Annotated in this window: 15 protein-coding genes; 5 read left to right on the plus strand and 10 right to left on the minus strand. The window is 70.1% G+C overall.

Features of this window, described 5'->3' with window-relative positions; genetic code table 11:
* Window positions 1-8: 8 nt before the first annotated feature.
* Complete coding sequence (locus OG975_RS09335; RefSeq protein ID WP_406328681.1) at window positions 9-1,373, minus strand: glutamine synthetase family protein; 1,365 nt, start codon at window positions 1,371-1,373, stop codon at window positions 9-11.
* A 77-nt stretch (window positions 1,374-1,450) separates the two neighbouring features.
* Between OG975_RS09335 and OG975_RS09340 the strand changes: the two genes are divergently transcribed.
* Window positions 1,451-2,245, plus strand: a complete 795-nt coding sequence (locus tag OG975_RS09340) for a FadR/GntR family transcriptional regulator (protein WP_406328682.1) — start codon at window positions 1,451-1,453, stop codon at window positions 2,243-2,245.
* A 128-nt stretch (window positions 2,246-2,373) separates the two neighbouring features.
* Entirely contained in the window at window positions 2,374-3,051 is a 678-nt protein-coding gene (locus tag OG975_RS09345; protein WP_406328683.1) for a gamma-glutamyl-gamma-aminobutyrate hydrolase family protein, read from the plus strand.
* 240 nt (window positions 3,052-3,291) lie between these two features.
* Here the strand turns inward: OG975_RS09345 and OG975_RS09350 are convergent, their stop codons facing one another.
* A complete protein-coding gene (locus OG975_RS09350) occupies window positions 3,292-4,149 on the minus strand; it encodes a LysR family transcriptional regulator (protein WP_406336217.1) in 858 nt (285 codons plus the stop codon).
* A 214-nt stretch (window positions 4,150-4,363) separates the two neighbouring features.
* Between OG975_RS09350 and OG975_RS09355 the strand changes: the two genes are divergently transcribed.
* Complete coding sequence (locus OG975_RS09355) at window positions 4,364-5,539, plus strand: TDT family transporter (RefSeq protein WP_406328684.1); 1,176 nt, start codon at window positions 4,364-4,366, stop codon at window positions 5,537-5,539.
* Here OG975_RS09355 and OG975_RS09360 read toward each other — a convergent pair.
* The 6 genes from OG975_RS09360 to OG975_RS09385 all read right to left on the minus strand — a co-directional run bounded on the left by OG975_RS09360 (window position 5,466) and on the right by OG975_RS09385 (window position 12,630).
* Window positions 5,466-6,200, minus strand: a complete 735-nt coding sequence (locus tag OG975_RS09360; RefSeq protein ID WP_406328685.1) for a helical backbone metal receptor — start codon at window positions 6,198-6,200, stop codon at window positions 5,466-5,468. The genes OG975_RS09355 and OG975_RS09360 overlap by 74 nt on opposite strands.
* Complete coding sequence (locus tag OG975_RS09365; RefSeq protein WP_406328686.1) at window positions 6,197-6,994, minus strand: class I SAM-dependent methyltransferase; 798 nt, start codon at window positions 6,992-6,994, stop codon at window positions 6,197-6,199. The genes OG975_RS09360 and OG975_RS09365 overlap by 4 nt, the downstream gene beginning before the upstream one ends.
* Window positions 6,995-7,088: 94 nt before the next feature.
* On the minus strand, window positions 7,089-7,670 hold the full coding sequence (locus OG975_RS09370) for a helix-turn-helix domain-containing protein (RefSeq protein WP_330303312.1): 582 nt from the start codon (window positions 7,668-7,670) through the stop codon (window positions 7,089-7,091).
* A 159-nt stretch (window positions 7,671-7,829) separates the two neighbouring features.
* Window positions 7,830-8,564, minus strand: a complete 735-nt coding sequence (locus tag OG975_RS09375; RefSeq protein WP_406328687.1) for a hypothetical protein — start codon at window positions 8,562-8,564, stop codon at window positions 7,830-7,832.
* Window positions 8,565-8,948: 384 nt separating this feature from the next.
* On the minus strand, window positions 8,949-11,558 hold the full coding sequence (locus OG975_RS09380; protein WP_406328688.1) for an ABC transporter permease/substrate binding protein: 2,610 nt from the start codon (window positions 11,556-11,558) through the stop codon (window positions 8,949-8,951).
* The gene (locus OG975_RS09385) at window positions 11,551-12,630 is read right to left on the minus strand and encodes a glycine betaine/L-proline ABC transporter ATP-binding protein (RefSeq protein ID WP_406328689.1); all 1,080 of its coding nucleotides are present in this window, start codon (window positions 12,628-12,630) and stop codon (window positions 11,551-11,553) included. The genes OG975_RS09380 and OG975_RS09385 overlap by 8 nt, the downstream gene beginning before the upstream one ends.
* Window positions 12,631-12,816: 186 nt before the next feature.
* On the opposite strand from OG975_RS09385, the gene OG975_RS09390 reads away from it, so the two are divergent.
* On the plus strand, window positions 12,817-13,755 hold the full coding sequence (locus tag OG975_RS09390; RefSeq protein WP_406336218.1) for a 5'-3' exonuclease H3TH domain-containing protein: 939 nt from the start codon (window positions 12,817-12,819) through the stop codon (window positions 13,753-13,755).
* An 82-nt stretch (window positions 13,756-13,837) separates the two neighbouring features.
* Entirely contained in the window at window positions 13,838-14,674 is an 837-nt protein-coding gene (locus tag OG975_RS09395; RefSeq protein WP_406328690.1) for a siderophore-interacting protein, read from the plus strand.
* 142 nt (window positions 14,675-14,816) lie between these two features.
* On the opposite strand, the gene OG975_RS09400 is transcribed toward OG975_RS09395, so the two are convergent.
* Window positions 14,817-15,593, minus strand: coding sequence for an ABC transporter permease (locus OG975_RS09400; RefSeq protein WP_406328691.1), 777 nt, complete (start codon window positions 15,591-15,593; stop codon window positions 14,817-14,819).
* Window positions 15,590-16,606 (minus strand): ATP-binding cassette domain-containing protein, encoded by a 1,017-nt coding sequence (locus OG975_RS09405; protein WP_406328692.1) that lies wholly within the window; start codon window positions 16,604-16,606, stop codon window positions 15,590-15,592. The genes OG975_RS09400 and OG975_RS09405 overlap by 4 nt, the downstream gene beginning before the upstream one ends.
* Window positions 16,607-16,625 lie beyond the last annotated feature (19 nt).

Consider the following 16,625-nt stretch of genomic DNA (forward strand, 5'->3'; position numbering starts at 1 on the left):
GAAGTGCCTCACATGCGTTCGAAGGAGCGGCGCAGCTCCCAGTCGGTCACCGCGGCGTCGAAGGCGTCCAGCTCGACGCGTGCCATGTTGCGGTAGTGCGCGACCACCTCGTCGCCGAAGGCGGCCTTGGCGATGGGGCTGTTCTCCCAGAGCTCGGCGGCCTCGCGCAGGGTGGTGGGCACGTGCTCGTACTCGGCGGTGTACGCGTTGCCCGCGCACGGCTCCGGCAGCTCCAGCTTCTGCTCGATGCCGTACAGACCGGCCGCGACGAGTCCGGCGACGGCCAGGTGCGGATTGACGTCACCGCCGGGCAGCCGGTTCTCGAAGCGCATCGAGCGGCCGTGGCCGACGACACGGAGGGAGCAGGTGCGGTTGTCGTACCCCCAGGCGACGGCGGTCGGCGCGAAGGAGCCGGGCTGGAAGCGCTTGTACGAGTTGATGTTGGGCGCGTAGAGGAGCGAGAAGTCGCGGAGGGCGGCGAGCTGTCCGGCGAGGAAGTGGCGCATCACCTCCGACATGCCACCGGGCCCGTCCCCGGCCATGACGTTGGTGCCGTCCGCGTCCGTGAGCGAGAGGTGGATGTGACAGGAGTTGCCCTCGCGCTCGTTGTACTTCGCCATGAAGGTGAGCGAGACGCCCTCCTGGGAGGCGATCTCCTTGGCGCCGGTCTTGTAGATGGCGTGCTGGTCGCAGGTGACGAGGGCCTCGTCGTACTTGAAGGCGATCTCGTGCTGGCCGGGGTTGCACTCGCCCTTGGCCGACTCGACGGTCAGGCCCGCGGCCTGCATCTCGTTGCGGATGCGGCGCAGGAGGGGCTCGATGCGCCCGGTCCCGAGCACCGAGTAGTCGATGTTGTACTGATTGGCAGGGGTCAGCCCTCGGTAATGGGCATCCCAGGCCTGCTCGTACGTGTCCTTGAAGACGATGAATTCGAGCTCGGTGCCGACCTGGGCGGTGTAGCCGAGTTCGGCGAGGCGGTCGAGCTGGCGGCGCAGGATCTGGCGGGGCGCGGCCACGACCGGGGAGCCGTCGTTCCAGGCGAGGTCGGCGATGAGCAGGGCGGTGCCCTCGTTCCACGGGACGAGCCGTAGGGTGCTGAGATCCGGGTGCATGGCAAAGTCGCCGTAACCCCGGTCCCAGGAGGACATGTCGTACCCGTCGACGGTGTTCATCTCGGTGTCGACGGCGAGGAGGTAGTTGCAGCCCTCCGTGCCGTGCTCCAGGACCTCGTCGAGGAAGAAGCGCGCGGCGAACCGTTTGCCCTGGAGCCGCCCCTGCATATCGGGGAAGGCCAGGACTACTGTGTCGATCTCGCCGCCCGCGACGAGGGCGTGCAGCTCCTCGACGGCGAGCGGGGGTGTGCGGTCTGCCACCGGAAAAGCCTCCTTGGGTCAGCCGAGAGCCATAAGGTATTGCCGAGAACCATTGCTTGGGAAGGGGGCACGACCAGATGACGCAGGCGGGTCCTGACAGTGGTCCGGCGAGCGGTCCGGGAAGCAGTACGGGAAGCAGTACGGGAAGCGGTCCGGGAACCTTGGGCGACGGGCTGACGCCGGTGCTGCGCCCGGTGCGGGCGGGCAACGGTTTCGAGGAAGCCCTGGAGCAGATCCTCCAGGTCGTCCGGCTCGGCCTGGTGCCGGGCGGCGAACGGCTGCCCGCCGAACGGGAGTTGGCGGAGCGGCTCGGGATCAGCCGGGTAACGCTGCGCGAGGTGCTGAAGGTGCTCCAGGACCAGGGCCTGGTCGAGTCGCGGCGCGGCCGGTACGGCGGGACCTTCGTGGTGCCGAGGACCGACGCGCCCGGCGAGCAGGAGCTGCGGCGGCGGGTCGCCGAGGTCGACATCGAGGACGTGCTGCGCTTCCGCGAGGTGCTGGAGGTGGGTGCGGCGGGACTGTGCGCCGCGCACGGGCTCGACGACGACCAGGCCGACCGGCTGCGCGAGGCGCTCGCCCGCACCCACGACGCGCCGCTGGCCGACTACCGGCGCCTGGACACGATGCTCCACCTCACCCTCGCGGAACTGTGCGGTTCCCCGTCGCTGACGGCCCAGTACGCGGCCGTCCGCGCCTCCGTCAACGACCTCCTCGACTGCATCCCCCTTTTGGTACGGAACCTGGAGCATTCCCAGCGGCAGCACACCGCGCTGGTCGAGGCGGTGCTCGACGGGGACGCGGACGGGGCGCGGGAGATGATGCGGGAGCACTGTGCGGGAACGGCGGCGCTGCTGCGAGGGTTCTTGACGTGACGGGACCTTGCTTCCACCGGACTGGCTCGGCAAAGGTATAAGTCTGTTCCATTGATGTCCGGCGTCTGTTCCTTTGACGTCCGGCGTCTGTGCCATTGACGTCTTTCCATGGAAGCGAGGGAGGCAGCGTGGGCAGGCCGTTGATCGGTGTGAGTACGTATCTGGAGTCCGGGGCGCGCTGGGGGGTGTGGGAGCTGGAGGCCGCGCTGCTGCCTGCCGGTTATCCGCGGCTCGTGCAGCGGGCGGGCGGGCTCGCCGTGATGCTGCCGCCGGACGACCCGGCGCAGGCGGCCGCGACCGTCGCCCGCCTCGACGGGGTGGTCGTCGCGGGCGGCCCCGACGTCGACCCCGTCCGCTACGGCGCCGAGCGTTCCCCGCGTACGGGGCCGGCCGCGCCCGAGCGTGACGCCTGGGAACTCGCCCTGATCCGGGCCGCGTTGGCCTCCGGCACGCCGCTGCTCGGGATCTGCCGGGGCCTGCAACTCCTCAACGTCGCCCTGGGCGGCACGCTCGTCCAGCACATCGACGGGCATGTGAAGGATGCCGGTGTCTTCGGGCACCACGAGGTGACGCCCGTGCCGGGAAGCCTGTACGCCGGTGTCGTCCCGGAGGTGACGGCCGTGCCCACGTACCACCATCAGGCGGTGGACCGTCTCGGCGAGGGCCTGCGGGCCTCGGCCCATGCGGCGGACGGGACGGTGGAGGCGATCGAACTCCCCGGCGCCTCGTGGGTGCTGGGGGTCCAATGGCATCCGGAGGCGGGCGAGGACGTACGCGTCATGCAAGCCCTGATCAACGCCACATAGGCCAGACCACCGGGTTCTCGCCCCCGCCGCCCCTACCCGTCCCATCCGTTCCTGGGGGCTGCGCCCCCAGCCCCCCTAAAAGATTGCGCAGTTCCCCGCGCCCCTTAAGGGGCGCGGGGAACTGCGCGAGCAACCCCCACCCACCCGCACCCGACACACAACCGAACGGGGTCTGGGGCGGAGCCCCAGGAACGGGATGGGACGGGTAGGGGCGGCGGGGGCGAAAACACCCGGCCTCAGCTACACGCCCCGTGTCAGGGACAGTAGGTCTCGGGCCGGGCCCGTGGGGCGGTGGCCCGTTGGCCAGACGGCGCGGAGGGAGCGGGCGAGTTGGACGTCGGCGAGGGGGATGTTCACCAGGCGGTGGGCCGAGAGTTCCTCGCCGAGGGCCAGCTCGCTCAGGACGGCGGGCCCGGCACCACTGACCGCCGAGGCCTTGACCGCGGTAGTCGAGGAGAGCTCGATGAGGGGCCGGGCAAGGCCACCCAGCGCGGTGTCGAGGACCTGACGCGTACCCGACCCCTCCTCACGGAGGATGAGCGGCGTAGCCGCCAGCTCGGCGGCGGACAGGGGCGCCCGGCGCCGCGCCCAGCGATGTCCGGGTGACGTCACCACGATCAGCCGGTCATGGGCGATCACCGTCGAGTCCAGACCCGCCGGAACCGACAACCCCTCCACGAAGCCCAGATCCGCCTCACCGGCGAGGAGCCGTTCCGCGACGGCGGCGGAGTTCCCGGCGAGCAGCGACACCGCCGTGTCGGGCCGCTGCGCACGCAACGCGATCAGCCAGCCCGGAAGCAGATACTCGGCGATGGTCATGCTCGCGGCGACCCGAAGCCGCGAGTCCCGCCGGTCCCGCAACGCCTGCGCCCCCGCGTCGAACGCCTCGGCCGCCTCCACCACCCGCCGCGCCCAGTCCGTGACCAGCGCCCCCGCGTCGGTGAGCCGCGACCCGCGCGGCGACCGGTCGACGAGGGCCACTCCCAGCTGCCGTTCCATGGAGCGGATCCGGCTGCTGGCCGCCGGCTGGGTGATCCCCAGTTCGCGAGCGGCCCGCCCCAGACTTCCGAGGCGCGCCACGGCCAGCAACAGCTCCATCGCCCCCAGGTCCGGCACCCGGTGCGCGATCCCGGACGCGGACGACTCCCCGCCTCTGCTCCCGCTCGCCCCGGCTCCGTTCGCGCCGGTCGGCTCTGTTCCCGTCGACGACTCTGCCCCGGTCGGCCCTTCCGCGTTGCCCATAAACCCAGCTTATGCCCCCATAGAACGACACTCCCTGGTGGGGAGCGCGGCGCCACGCGACCGTGGGGACATGGTCACCGCAGCCCAGCCCCTCACCCTCCGCAAGGCCGGAACCCCCCGCACCTCGGGAACCCCTCGCGCCGTCGCCGTCCGGCACCTCGGCCCCAACTGGTACGCCTCGGTGATGGGCACCGCGATCGTGGCCACGGCGGGCGCCGGACTCCCCGGGGACGTTCCGGGCCTGCGGACCGTCTGCACCGCCGTATGGGCGCTCTCACTCGCGGTGCTCGTGACCCTGCTCGCCGCCCGCGCGCTGCACTGGACGCACCACCGCGACCAGGCCCGCGCCCACCTCCTCGACCCGGCGATGGCCCCCTTCTACGGCTGCCTCTCCATGGCCCTGCTGGCCGTCGGCGGCGGCGCCCTGGTAGTGGGCCAGGACTGGATCGGCACCGGGGCGGCGGTCGCCCTGGACGCCGTCCTGTTCACCGCCGGTACGGTCGTCGGGCTCGTCGCCGCCGTGGCCGTGCCGTACCTCATGGTCGTACGCCATCGGATCGAGCCCGGCCAGGCGACACCGGTCTGGCTGCTTCCGCTCGTCGCGCCCATGGTCTCCGCCGCCCTCGGCCCCCTCCTCGTCCCCCATCTGCCTTCCGGACAGGCCCAGGAGACTCTTCTCCTTGCCTGTTTCGCGATGTTCGGACTGAGCCTGCTGGCCACCTTCGTGATGCTGCCGGTGATCTTCGCCCGGCTCATCACCGGAGGGCCGCTGCCCCTCGTGCTCACCCCGACCCTGTTCCTCGTACTCGGCCCGCTGGGCCAGTCGACCACCGCCGTCGGCAAGTTCGCGGACTTCGCGCCGGGCGTGGTGCCCGCCCCGTACGACCAGGGGTTCGGCATGCTCGCCGTCCTCTACGGCGTCCCCGTGACGGGCTTCGCGCTGCTCTGGCTGGGGCTGGCCACCGCGATGCTTCTGCGGGCGCGTCGCCGGGGCATGGGTTTCGCGATGACCTGGTGGGCGTTCACGTTCCCGGTGGGGACCTGTGTGACCGGCGCCGAGGGGCTGGCCCGGCACACCGGCCTGGTCGCCTTCGACGTGCTGGCGGTCGCCCTGTACGTGCTGCTCGTGGCCGCCTGGTCCGTGGCCGCCGTGCGCACGGCACGCGGTCTGCTCAGCGGCGAGCTGCTCGCAGCGCCTCGCCGAGCAACCGGGGTGCTTGCGCCAACGACGGCCCGTACCAGGTGAGTCGGCGGCCGTCGACCAGCGCGCAAGGCGTGCCCTCGAAGGCTTCGGGTCCGTCGTCGGCGGTGAAGCGGTACGGCTCGTCGGGCAGGACGACGAGGTCCGGGGCCGTGGCCCTGAGTTCGGGGAGCGGGATGCGGGGGTAGCGATCCTCGTGGCGCGCGTACACGTTGTCCACGCCCAGCCGGGCCAGCACGTCCCCGGCGAAGGTGTCCCGGCCCAGGACCATCCAGGGCCGCCGCCAGACCGGCACGATCGCGGTCGTACGGCGGTCGGGAGCGGGCAGCCGCGCCCACGCCGTCTCCGCCTCGTCGAGCCAGCGCGGCCGGCTGCCCGCGCCGCACGCGTCCAGCACCCGCGCCAGCTCGCGGAAGGCTCCCGGCACATCCCGCACCTCGGTGACGAGCACCTCGATTCCCGCCTCCCGCAGGGCGGCCAGATCGGGCTCGCGGTTCTCCTCCTCGTTGGCGACGACCAGATCGGGCGCGAGCCGCACGATCCGGTCGACCCCGGGATTCTTGGTGCCCCCGATCCGTACGACATCGAGGTCCGCGGGATGGCTGCACCAGTCCGTCGCGCCGACCAAGGCGCCGGGGACGGAGACAGCCACGGCCTCGGTGAGTGAGGGCACGAGCGAGACGACACGCGGTACGGCACGTGTCACGGCCGTACGCCCCAAGTCGTGATCAGCGGAAAGGAGTTGACGGCGAAGTCGGGGTCGTCGAGGAGACGCATACAGTCGGCCAGCTGCTCCTCGGTCAGGCCCTTCTCGACCAGGCGGCCGGCCAACTGGCGGATGTTGACCTGGTGCAGACGGGTGCCGGACGAGCCGCCGCGCCAGGACTCGGCGTACGTGGCGGACGCCACCTCGGTCAGACCCGCCCGGCACAGCGCCGCGTAGGCATGCGCGCCCCAGCGCATGTCGGCGCCGGCCGCCGTGATGATGCCCATCACCGCGTCGTGCATCCTCTCGAACAGTGCGGCCGACTCGGGCGAGGGGGACGCGAGCACGGGGATCCAGCCGCAGTCGAACTCGTCCAGCACGAGCAGACCGCCGGGGCGCAGCGCCCGCACCAGCCGGTCGAGGGCCGCCCCGCGTTCGGGCACGTGGAGCAGCACGAGCCGGGCGTGGATCAGGTCGAAGTCGCCCTCCGGGAGCTCTTCCGCGCCGATGTCGTGCCGTACGACGCGCAGGTTGGCGCGTCCGGGGAGGCCGTCCATCCAGCATGGTTCGAGGTCGGTCACGAGGACGGAGCCCGTCGGGCCGACCCGGTCGGCGAGCCAGCCCGCGACGGAGCCGCCGCCTCCGCCCAGCTCCAGGCAGCGCATCCCGGGACCGACGCCCAGGTCGGCGAGGCGGGCGAAGGTCACCGGGTCGTAGCAGGTCTCCAGGGCGTCGAAGCGCCCGCCGGCGAGCTCGGAGGTGTTGTCGAAGGCGTAACCGGAGGTGCCGGACATGGCGTCAGTATCGCAGCGCCCCCCTGCATGGATCCGCCATGGAAGGTCAGCGCCAGCCAAAGGTGTGCAGGTGTGCCCGTCAGGAAGGGAACGGTCAGCGTCTGCCGAAGCCGTGCCGGTCCTCCACCGCGTCGATGTGATCGGCGACCTCGACCACGATCACCCGGGTGTCCGGAACGGTCGCCCGCCAACGATGACGTACACCGCCCGTCAGATACAGCGTGTCGCCGCGCCCGAGCCGATGGGCGCGGCCCTCCGCCTCGACTTCGACGGCGCCGTCGGCGACGTACATCAACTTGTCGTTGCGGTGCTGGAGTTCGCGCCCCTCGTCGTGGTCACCGGTGAACTCCGTGGCGTGCAGCTGGTGGTGACCGCGCACCAGGGGGCGCACTTGGGCTTCGGGAGTGAACTCGGCACCGGCGTCGGCGCGCACGACGTCGACGCTGCACGCCGGGTCGGCCGCGGCGAGCAGTTCCACGGCGGTGGTGCCGAGGGCGTCGGCGACTCTCTCCAGGGAGCTCTTGCTGGGCCGGGCCCGCTCGTTCTCGACCTGGCTGAGAAAGGGGACCGACAGTCCGCTGCGCTCGGCCACGACAGCGAGCGTGAGCTCCAGTGCCCGGCGCCGCCGCCGGACGGCCGCGCCCACCCGAAGGGGCTGTTCTTTGTGGTCGCCCATCGCTCCGGCTGCCTCCCTTGCGTCGTCGGTCCGCTGGTTCGTCAGTTTCTTCGGGTTCTTCGGTCCACTACCTCTGAAGAGTTGTTTGCACCCTACGCATGTTCGGCAAACCGTTTCATGCACCCGTCACATCGCTGTCACATCGAAGGAGTCAGAGGGTCACAGTTCTCGCCAATACACGAGCTGACCCGACTCCCCCGGCGCCGCACCCTCGCGCGGCACGAAAAGGCTGACCAGCAGGGCCGGATGCCCGTCCGGATCAGTGAGCAGGGTCGCCGAGGGATTGGCGAAGGCCCGGCTGCCGCCGTGGGTGCGCAGGGTCAGCCGGTCGGCCCGACCGGTCGCGGGATCGTAGGCGTACGTCCGCCAGCTCCCGAAGTCCTTGCGCCACCGCTGACCCTCTATCAGTACCAGCTTCCGGCCCCCGAGTCGGAGGAGCGAGCGGTCTCCTATGTTGCCGCCGGTCCCCCAGGACTCCAGGGCGCGGTCCAGGCGCCGGTCGGACTGGGCCTGCCAGGTCGTGAAGTCCGTGAGGGTGGCCCGGAGTTGGCGGTCCGTGTCGCACTCCGCCCGGTAGTGGCCGGTGAGTTCGACCGTGCCGTCGTGCACGGAGGTGATGTCCGGCGTGCCCTCGGCGCAGCGCGAGAGGGTGCGCGGCGCGTCGTACGCGTGGGCCGCCTCGCCGGCCAACAGGGCCGCCACATCGGCGTAGCCGCGTACGGCGATGTGGTTGTCCGGATCCCTCTCGTACGCCAGTACGTAGCCACCGGTGTCGTCGGCCGCGAGTGCGGGCTGGCTGGTGCCCGCGCCGAAGTCGTGGCGGCGGGTCCAGGTGCGCAGATCCGTGGAGGTGGCGAGTGCCGCGGACGCCAGCCTATTGGCGACCGTTGGCACGATCGAGTGAACCGTCAGATGATCCGTAGAGCCGGTTGGCGGCCATGTGTAGCTTGGGCAGTGCGACCTGGGACGCCGGGTGTGGCGCCAGCAGTCGGGGCCCCCGCTCCACCAGAGAGATGGTTCGGGGCCTCCCCGTCGCCTCTGGCCACGCCCACTTGGCCAGGTCGTAAGGGATTCCGCCCGCCTGGTACGGACCGCACGCACGACGTGCGTCGCCGCCCGGGACGCGAAAGCGGAGGACCAGTGCGCCCAAGACCGTTCGGGGCGCGCCGGTGGGTTCTGCTCACCGCCCAGGAACGGTGGGCTTCGCCACACGGTGCGGCCCTCTCGCGCGTGCGTGGGCGGTCGGTTTCGAGACGGACCGCCCACGCACGCGTGGTCCTACTGCGGAGTCATCCGCTCCACCATGTCCGGGTGCTCCTTCAGCCAGGCGGCGACGGCGTCCTCCTCGTGCCCCTGCCCGCGCTGCTTGATCTCGCTCTCCAGGCTGCCGAGTTCGGCCTCGCTCATCCTGAAGTTCTTGATCCACTTGGTGAGCTGCGGATACTGGCCCGGGAACTTGCTGCTGGAGATGGTCCGGATGGTGTTGCCCTCGCCGAACAGCTTCTTGTCGTCGGCGAGCTTGGTGAGCTTGTACTCGCTGTAGGCCCAGTGCGGGGACCACAGCACGACGGCGACCGGCTGCTTCTTGGCGTAGGCGCGCTTCAGCTCGGCGAGCATCGCGGGCGTGGAGCCGTCGACGACCTTGTACTCCTTGTCGAGGCCGTAGCCCGGAAGCACCTTCGTCTTCAGGAGGTTCATCTCGCCGGTACTCGGCTCGATGCCGATGATCTTCCCGTCGAAGGTGCTGCCCTTGCCCTTGAGGTCCGCGAGGGACTTGACGTCCTTCACGTACGAGGGCACGGCGATCTCCAGGGAGGTCGGCTGATACCAGGTGCCGAGGTCTGTCAGGTCGTCCTTGTGCTGGTCCCAGTAGTTGGACTGTGCGTACGGCAGCCACGCGTCGAAGTTGAGGTCGAGGTCGCCGGAGGCCAGTCCCGTGTAGACGGGGCCGACGTCCATCTGCTTGAGGTTGAGCGTGTAGCCGCGCCGGGCGAGGACGTTCTTCCACAGGTAGGTGACGGCGACGTCCTCGTCCCAGGGGAACCAGGCCACGTCCAGGGGGCGCTTGGCCTCGGCACTGGCGGCGGTGCTCTTGACCGGGGCCAGCTTGTCGACGACGCCGGGGTTCTTCTTCAGCCAGGCGCGCACGGCGTCCTGCTGCTTGCCCTTGCCCGCCTTGTTGATCTCCGCCTCAAGGCCGGTGAGCTGCTTCTCGGTCATCTTGAAGTTCTTGAGCCACTGTCCGACGACCGGGTTGTCCTGGGCGAAGCCCTTCCGGGCGAGCGTGTGCACTCCGTCGCCCTTGCCCCAGGCGCCCTTGGGGTCCTTGAGCTTCTTCAGCTTGTAGTCGCTGTACGCCCAGTGCGGCGACCAGAGGGTGACGACGACGGGCTCCTGCTTGGCGTACGCGCGCTTCAGCTCGGCCAGCATGGCGGGCGTGGAGCTGTCGACGACCTTGTACTCCTTGTCGAGGCCGTACTCCCCCAGCACCTTGTTCTTGAGCAGGCTCATCATTCCGGCGCTGGGCTCGATGCCGGTGATCTTGCCGCCGAACTTGGCCGCCTGGCCCTTGAGGTCGTCCAGGGAGTCGATGCCCTTCATGTACGCGGGCACGCTCAGCTCCAGCGAGGTCGGGCCGTACCAGGAGCCCAGGTCGTCGAGCTTGCTGCCGTACTTCTTCCAGTACTGCTCGTGCGTGGTCGGCAGCCAGGAGTCCGTCTGGAAGTCGATGTCGCCCTGGGCGAGGGAGGTGTACAGCGGGCCCGCGTCGAACTGCCTGGTGTCGACCTGGAAACCGCGTTCCTCCAGGATCTCCTTCCACAGGAAGGTGGAGGCGACGCCCTCGTCCCACGGGATGTAGCCGATGGTGACCTTCTTGCCCTGGCCGACGTTCGCGCCGTCGGCCGTGGTGGACGTCGTGTTCGTGCCGCCGAAGATGCCCATGCCGCCGGCGACAAGGGCGAGCACGACGACGCCCGCCATGGCCACGGCGGGCCGGGGGCGGTAGGACCAGATCTTCAGGCCCTGCGCGGCGCGCAGTCGGGCGGCGGCGCGGCGGCCGAGCGGGGAGACCTGGGTGCCCAGGGCGCTGGTCATGCGGTCCAGATAGATGGCCAGGATGACGATGGCGACGCCGGCTTCGGAGCCGAGGCCGACGTTCAGCTGGCCGATGGCCTCGTTGACGTCGCCGCCGAGGCCGCCGGTGCCGACCATGCCCGCGATGGCGGCCATGGACAGGCCCAGCATGATGACCTGGTTGACGCCGGCCATGACGGTGGGCAGCGCGAGCGGCAGCTGGATGCGCAGCAGGGTGTCGCGGGGTGTGGTGCCGAACGCGTCGGCGGCTTCGACGAGTTCCTTGTCGACCTGGCGGATGCCCAGCTCGGTCATGCGGACGCCGGGTGCCAGCGCGAAGATCAGGGTGGCCACGATGCCCGCCGGGGCGCCCGTGCCGAAGAAGAGGATGGCCGGGATGAGGTAGATCATCGCGGGCAGCGTCTGCATGAAGTCGAGGACCGGCCGGACGATCCCGCTGACCCGGTCGGAGCGCGCCGCCCAGATGCCGACGGGCACGGAGACGACCAGCGCGATGAGGGTCGCCACGAGGACGAGCGAGAGGGTCACCATCGCGTCCTCCCACAGTTCAAGGGAGTCGATGAAGGCGAAGCCCACGAAGGCGAGGACACCGGCGGAGGTGCCGCGTAGCCAGAACGCGATGACGGCGAAGATGCCCGCGAGGAGCAGCGGCTCGGGAGCCTGAAGGACGGCGTCGATACCGTCGTACGTGCCCTGGAAGACCGTCTTGAAGAAGTCGAAGAGCCAGGCCATGTGGCCCAGCAGCCAGTCGACGGCGCTGTTGACCCAGTCGCCGAAGGGGATCCTAGGCACCGGCCTTCACCGCCTTGTTCCGAGGACTGGCGCAGCCTGCGGGGGTCTCCCGCTCGTCGCCGAGGAAGGCGACGAGGCGCTGCCGGGGAACGACACCGACGAGCTCGCGCCGTTCGTCGAGCACCGCGACGGGGTGTGTGAGGCGGGCGCTGATGGCGCAGAGGTCCACGAAGGAGGTGTCGGGCGTGGCGGTCTCGCAGGCGCAGTCCGCCTCGTCGCCGCGGACGTCCGTGTCCATGACGGCGTCCGCGGTCAGGACGCGGGAGCGGTCGACGTCCTGGGTGAAGGAGGCGACGTAGTCGTTGGCGGGGCGCACCAGGATGTCCTCGGCGCTGCCGGTCTGCACGATGCGGCCGTCGCGCATGACGGCGATCCGGTCGCCCAGGCGCATCGCCTCGTTGAGGTCGTGCGTGATGAAGACGATGGTCTTCTTGAGCTTCTTCTGGAGTTCGATCAGCTGGTCCTGCATGTCGCGGCGGATCAGCGGGTCGAGCGCACTGAAGGACTCGTCCATCAGCAGCAGGTCGGCGTCGGTGGCGAGCGCCCGGGCGAGACCCACACGCTGCTGCATCCCGCCGGACAGCTCGTCGGGCCAGGACTTCTCCCAGCCGGCGAGTCCTGCCAGCTCCAGGGCCCTGGTGGCGCGCTCCTTGCGCTCGGCGCTCGGCACGCCCTGGACCTCCAGGCCGTACGCGGCGTTCTCCAGGACGCTGCGGTGCGGGAAGAGCGCGAAGTGCTGGAAGACCATGCTGATCTTCTTTGAGCGGACCTCGCGCAGTTCACGGGCGCTGAGCGCGGTCAGGTCCTGGCCGTCGAAGCGCACCTGTCCTGCGGTCGGCTCCAGGAGTCCGTTGAGCATGCGCAGCAGCGTGGACTTGCCGGATCCGGACAGGCCCATGACCACGAAGATCTGGCCCGGCTCCACCGTGAAGGACGCGTCGATCACCGCGGCGGTCGCGCCGTCGGCGCGCAGCTCATCGCGGTCGGCCCCCTGCCGGAGCCGCTCCACGGCCTCGCCCGGTCGTCTCCCGAACACCTTGTACAGATGCTCGGCCTCAAGCCTGGATGACACGTGTACCTCTCGTTGGAACGATTCTCTGGAACGGTTTGAACCAGTTTCAAATGGTTTGAACGGCCGGAACGGAATACGCCAAACGGTTGAAAACGAAACCGGACTCGCTCAGAGGCGGCGCCTGCCCCCGCTTACCCGGAGCAAACACAGGAGTGGTTCAGGTCACTGTCAGTGGCGTACGGCATGATGCGAAACGTGACGCAGCAAACTCGACGACTCATGCTTCTCGACACCGCCTCGCTGTACTTCCGCGCCTATTTCGGCGTCCCGGAATCCGTGAAGGCCCCGGACGGCACGCCGGTCAACGCCGTGCGCGGGCTGCTCGAATTCATCGACCGCCTGGTCAAGGACCACCGCCCCGACGATCTGGTGGCGTGCATGGACGCGGACTGGCGCCCGCAGTGGCGGGTCGACCTGATCCCGTCCTACAAGGCGCACCGGGTGGCCGAGGAGCACGAGGCGGGCCCGGACGACGAGGAGGTGCCGGACACGCTCTCACCGCAGGTGCCCGTCATCGAGGACGTCCTGGACGCGCTGGGCATCGCGCGGGTGGGGGTCGAGGCGTACGAGGCGGACGATGTGATCGGCACGTTCACCGGACGCGCCACCGGCCCGGTCGACATCGTCACCGGCGACCGTGACCTCTACCAACTGGTCGACGACAAGCGGGGAATCCGCGTCCTGTATCCCCTCAAGGGTGTCGGCACGCTCCAGCTCACCGACGAGGCATGGCTGCGCGAGAAGTACGGCGTGGACGGCCCGGGGTACGCGGATCTGGCGCTGCTGCGCGGCGACCCGAGCGACGGTCTGCCCGGAGTGCCCGGCATCGGCGAGAAGACGGCCGCCAAACTGCTCGCCGAGTTCGGCGACCTGGCCGGCATCATGGCCGCGGTCGACGACCCGAAGGCCAAGCTGACCCCGTCACAGCGCAAGCGTCTGGACGAGTCGCGGCCGTACGTCGCGGTCGCGCCCACGGTCGTCAAGGTCGCCGGCGACGTCCCCCTGCCGGACGTCGACACGGCGCTGCCGCACGCGCCGCGCGATCCCGCCGCGCTGGACGCGCTCGCCGCACGCTGGGGCCTGGGCGGGTCGTTGCACCGCTTGCTTTCGACCCTTCAGGCATAAGTGGTACCGCTTCATGCATAGGTAACTCAGAGGAAGGGATGCTAAGTTAGGTAAGCCTAACCATGTGAACCAGGAGGCCGTCATGGCAGAGCGCCCGGCACGCAAGCCCCGGAAGCCCCACTCCGCGCAGGTTGTGCGGACCGAGCGACTCACCCCGCACATGCAGCGCATCGTGCTGGGCGGCGACGGCCTGGCCGAATTCACCGCGGGCTCCAGCACGGACCACTATGTGAAGCTGCTCTTCGGCCCCGAGGGTGTCAGCTACCCCGAGCCCTTCGACATGGAGCGCATCCGCGAGGAGTTCCCGCGCGAGCAGTGGCCCGTGACACGGACGTACACCGTGCGCGCCTGGGACCCCGAGCTGCGCGAGCTGACACTGGACTTCGTGATTCACGGCGACGAGGGTCTGGCCGGACCGTGGGCCACCCGTGTCCAGCCGGGCGAGGTCGTACGGTTCATGGGCCCCGGCGGCGCCTACGCCCCCGACGCGGGCGCCGACTGGCATCTGCTGGCCGGTGACGAGAGCGCGCTGCCCGCGATCGCGGCCTCCCTGGAGGCGCTGCCCGACAGTGCCGTGGCCCATGCCTTCATCGAGGTCTCCGGCCCCGAGGAGGAGCAGAAGATCAACTCCGATGTGGAGGTCGTCTGGCTGCACCGCGGGAACCGGCCCCAGGGCGAGGCCCTGGTGGAGGCCGTACGCGCCCTCGAGTTCCCGCAGGGCCGGGTGCACGCCTTCGTGCACGGCGAGGCGGGCTTTGTGAAGGAGCTGCGCCAGCTGCTGAGGGTCGAGCGCGAGGTCGCGCGCGAGGACCTGTCGATATCCGGCTACTGGCGGCTCGGGCACAACGAGGACGGCTGGCAGGCGTCGAAGCGCGAGTGGAACGCGCAGGTGGAGGCGGAGCAGGAGGCGTCCGCCTGACCACAGGGTGACGGTGCGAGACATGGAAGGCGGGCCGCCGGTTCGGTGGCCACGGAAGGCGGCCACCGACTTGGTGGCCGCCTTCCGGTCAACTGCCTCTCGGCCTACTACCTCTTGGCCGACTACCTCTTGGCCAACCGCCTTACACCGACCGCTGGTACGACCGGAACGTACGGATCGACAGCCACACCGCCGCCACCGCGAGCGCGAGCAGCGCGCCTCCCCGGCTGAACACGTCGCCCCAGTCGGGGTCGGCCGACATCGCCGAACGGCCCGCCACCATCGCCCAGTTGAGCGGATTGAAGTCGGCGATGTGCCGCATCCAGCCGGGCATCTGGGACGGGGCCATGAAGGCCGAGGAGAGGAACGTCAGCGGCAGCAGCAGGAAGGTGTTGATGCCGATGATCGACTCCCGCTCCTGGACCAGCATGCCCAGCGCGTTCGACAGCGCCCCGAAGATCGTGCCGAGCAGTACCGAGGCGATGATCAGGATCGCGATCCCGCCGATCCCGCCCGGGTAGTCGGCACCGCCGAGCAGTCCGAGCAGCACGATGATGACCGACTGCAACGCGGTGACCAGGCCGTTGTTGACGACATTGCCGTTCATCAGGGCGGCCCGGCTGACGGGTGTGGTGAGGAACCGGTTGAGGGTTCCCCGCTGGATCTCGTCCAGCGTGGTCATGCCCGCCCACATGTTGGAGCTGAGCGCGCTCATCACCACGACGCCGGGCACCAGGTAGTCGAGATACGAGGTGGTGCCGAAGCCGCCCAGCTCGACGACCTTCTTGAAGAGGTTGCCGAACAGGAACAGCCAGACCACCGGCTGGATCAGCGTGATCAGCATGAAGGCGGGCTGCCGTACGAACACCATAAGTTGACGCTGGGTCATGTACCAGGTCTGGGAGACAGCAGTACTCATCGGGCACCTCCGGCGACGGCGAGGCTCTCGGTGGACTCGGCTTCCGCCTCGGAGTAACGGCGGCCCGCGTAGCGGAGATAGACGTCGTCGAGCGAGGGGCGGGCCACGGTCGCGGCGGCGACTGAGACCCCGGCGCGCTCAAGGGCCCCGAGCAGGGCGGGCACCGCGGCGGCTCCGTCTTCGGCGCGGACACTGATCCGGCGGCCCTCGATGAGTGCCTCGTGCACGCCGGGCAGCCGGGTGAGGGTGCCGTTCAGCAGCGTACGACCGGCTTCGCCGACCGCGTCGCGCAGCTCCAAGTGGACGGCGTCACCGCGGAGTTCGCCCTTCAGGACGTCCGGTGTGCCCTCGACCACGACACGGCCACGGTCGACGATGGCGATGCGCTCGGCGAGCCGGTCGGCCTCTTCGAGGTAGTGGGTGGTGAGCAGGATGGTCAGGCCCTCGTCGCCGGCGAGGCGGGCGATCTCGTCCCACATCGCGGTGCGCGCCTCGGGGTCGAGACCGGTGGTGGGCTCGTCGAGGAAGAGCACCTCGGGACGGTGGACCAGGCCGAGCGCCACGTCCAGGCGGCGCCGCATGCCCCCGGAGTAGCCCTTCACCTGGCGCCCGGCGGCGTCGGCGAGCTTGAAGCGCTGAAGGAGCTCGTCCACCCGGCGGCCGAGGTCGGCTCCCTTCAATCCGTAGAGCCTGCCCTGGAGTTGGAGGTTCTCCCGGCCGGTCGCCACCGGGTCGGCGCCCGAGCTCTGGGCGACCACGCCGATCGCACGGCGCACCCGGTCCGGGTGGCGCAGCACGTCATGGCCCGCGACGGTAGCGGTGCCCGAGTCGGGGCGGGCCAGGGTGGTGAGGATCTTGACGGTGGTGGACTTGCCGGCACCGTTCGGACCGAGGAGTCCGAAGACGGTGCCCGTCTCGACGGTGACGTCCATGCCGTTGAGGGCGGTGACGTCACCGGGGTAGGTCTTGACCAGCTGACGCGCCGCTACCGCGGGCGCACGGGTACTGCTCATGGCGACTGCTCTCCTGAGT

The sequence above is a fragment of the Streptomyces sp. NBC_00203 genome, from assembly GCF_045206325.1.
Taxonomy (GTDB): Bacteria; Actinomycetota; Actinomycetes; order Streptomycetales; family Streptomycetaceae; genus Streptomyces; species Streptomyces lutosisoli.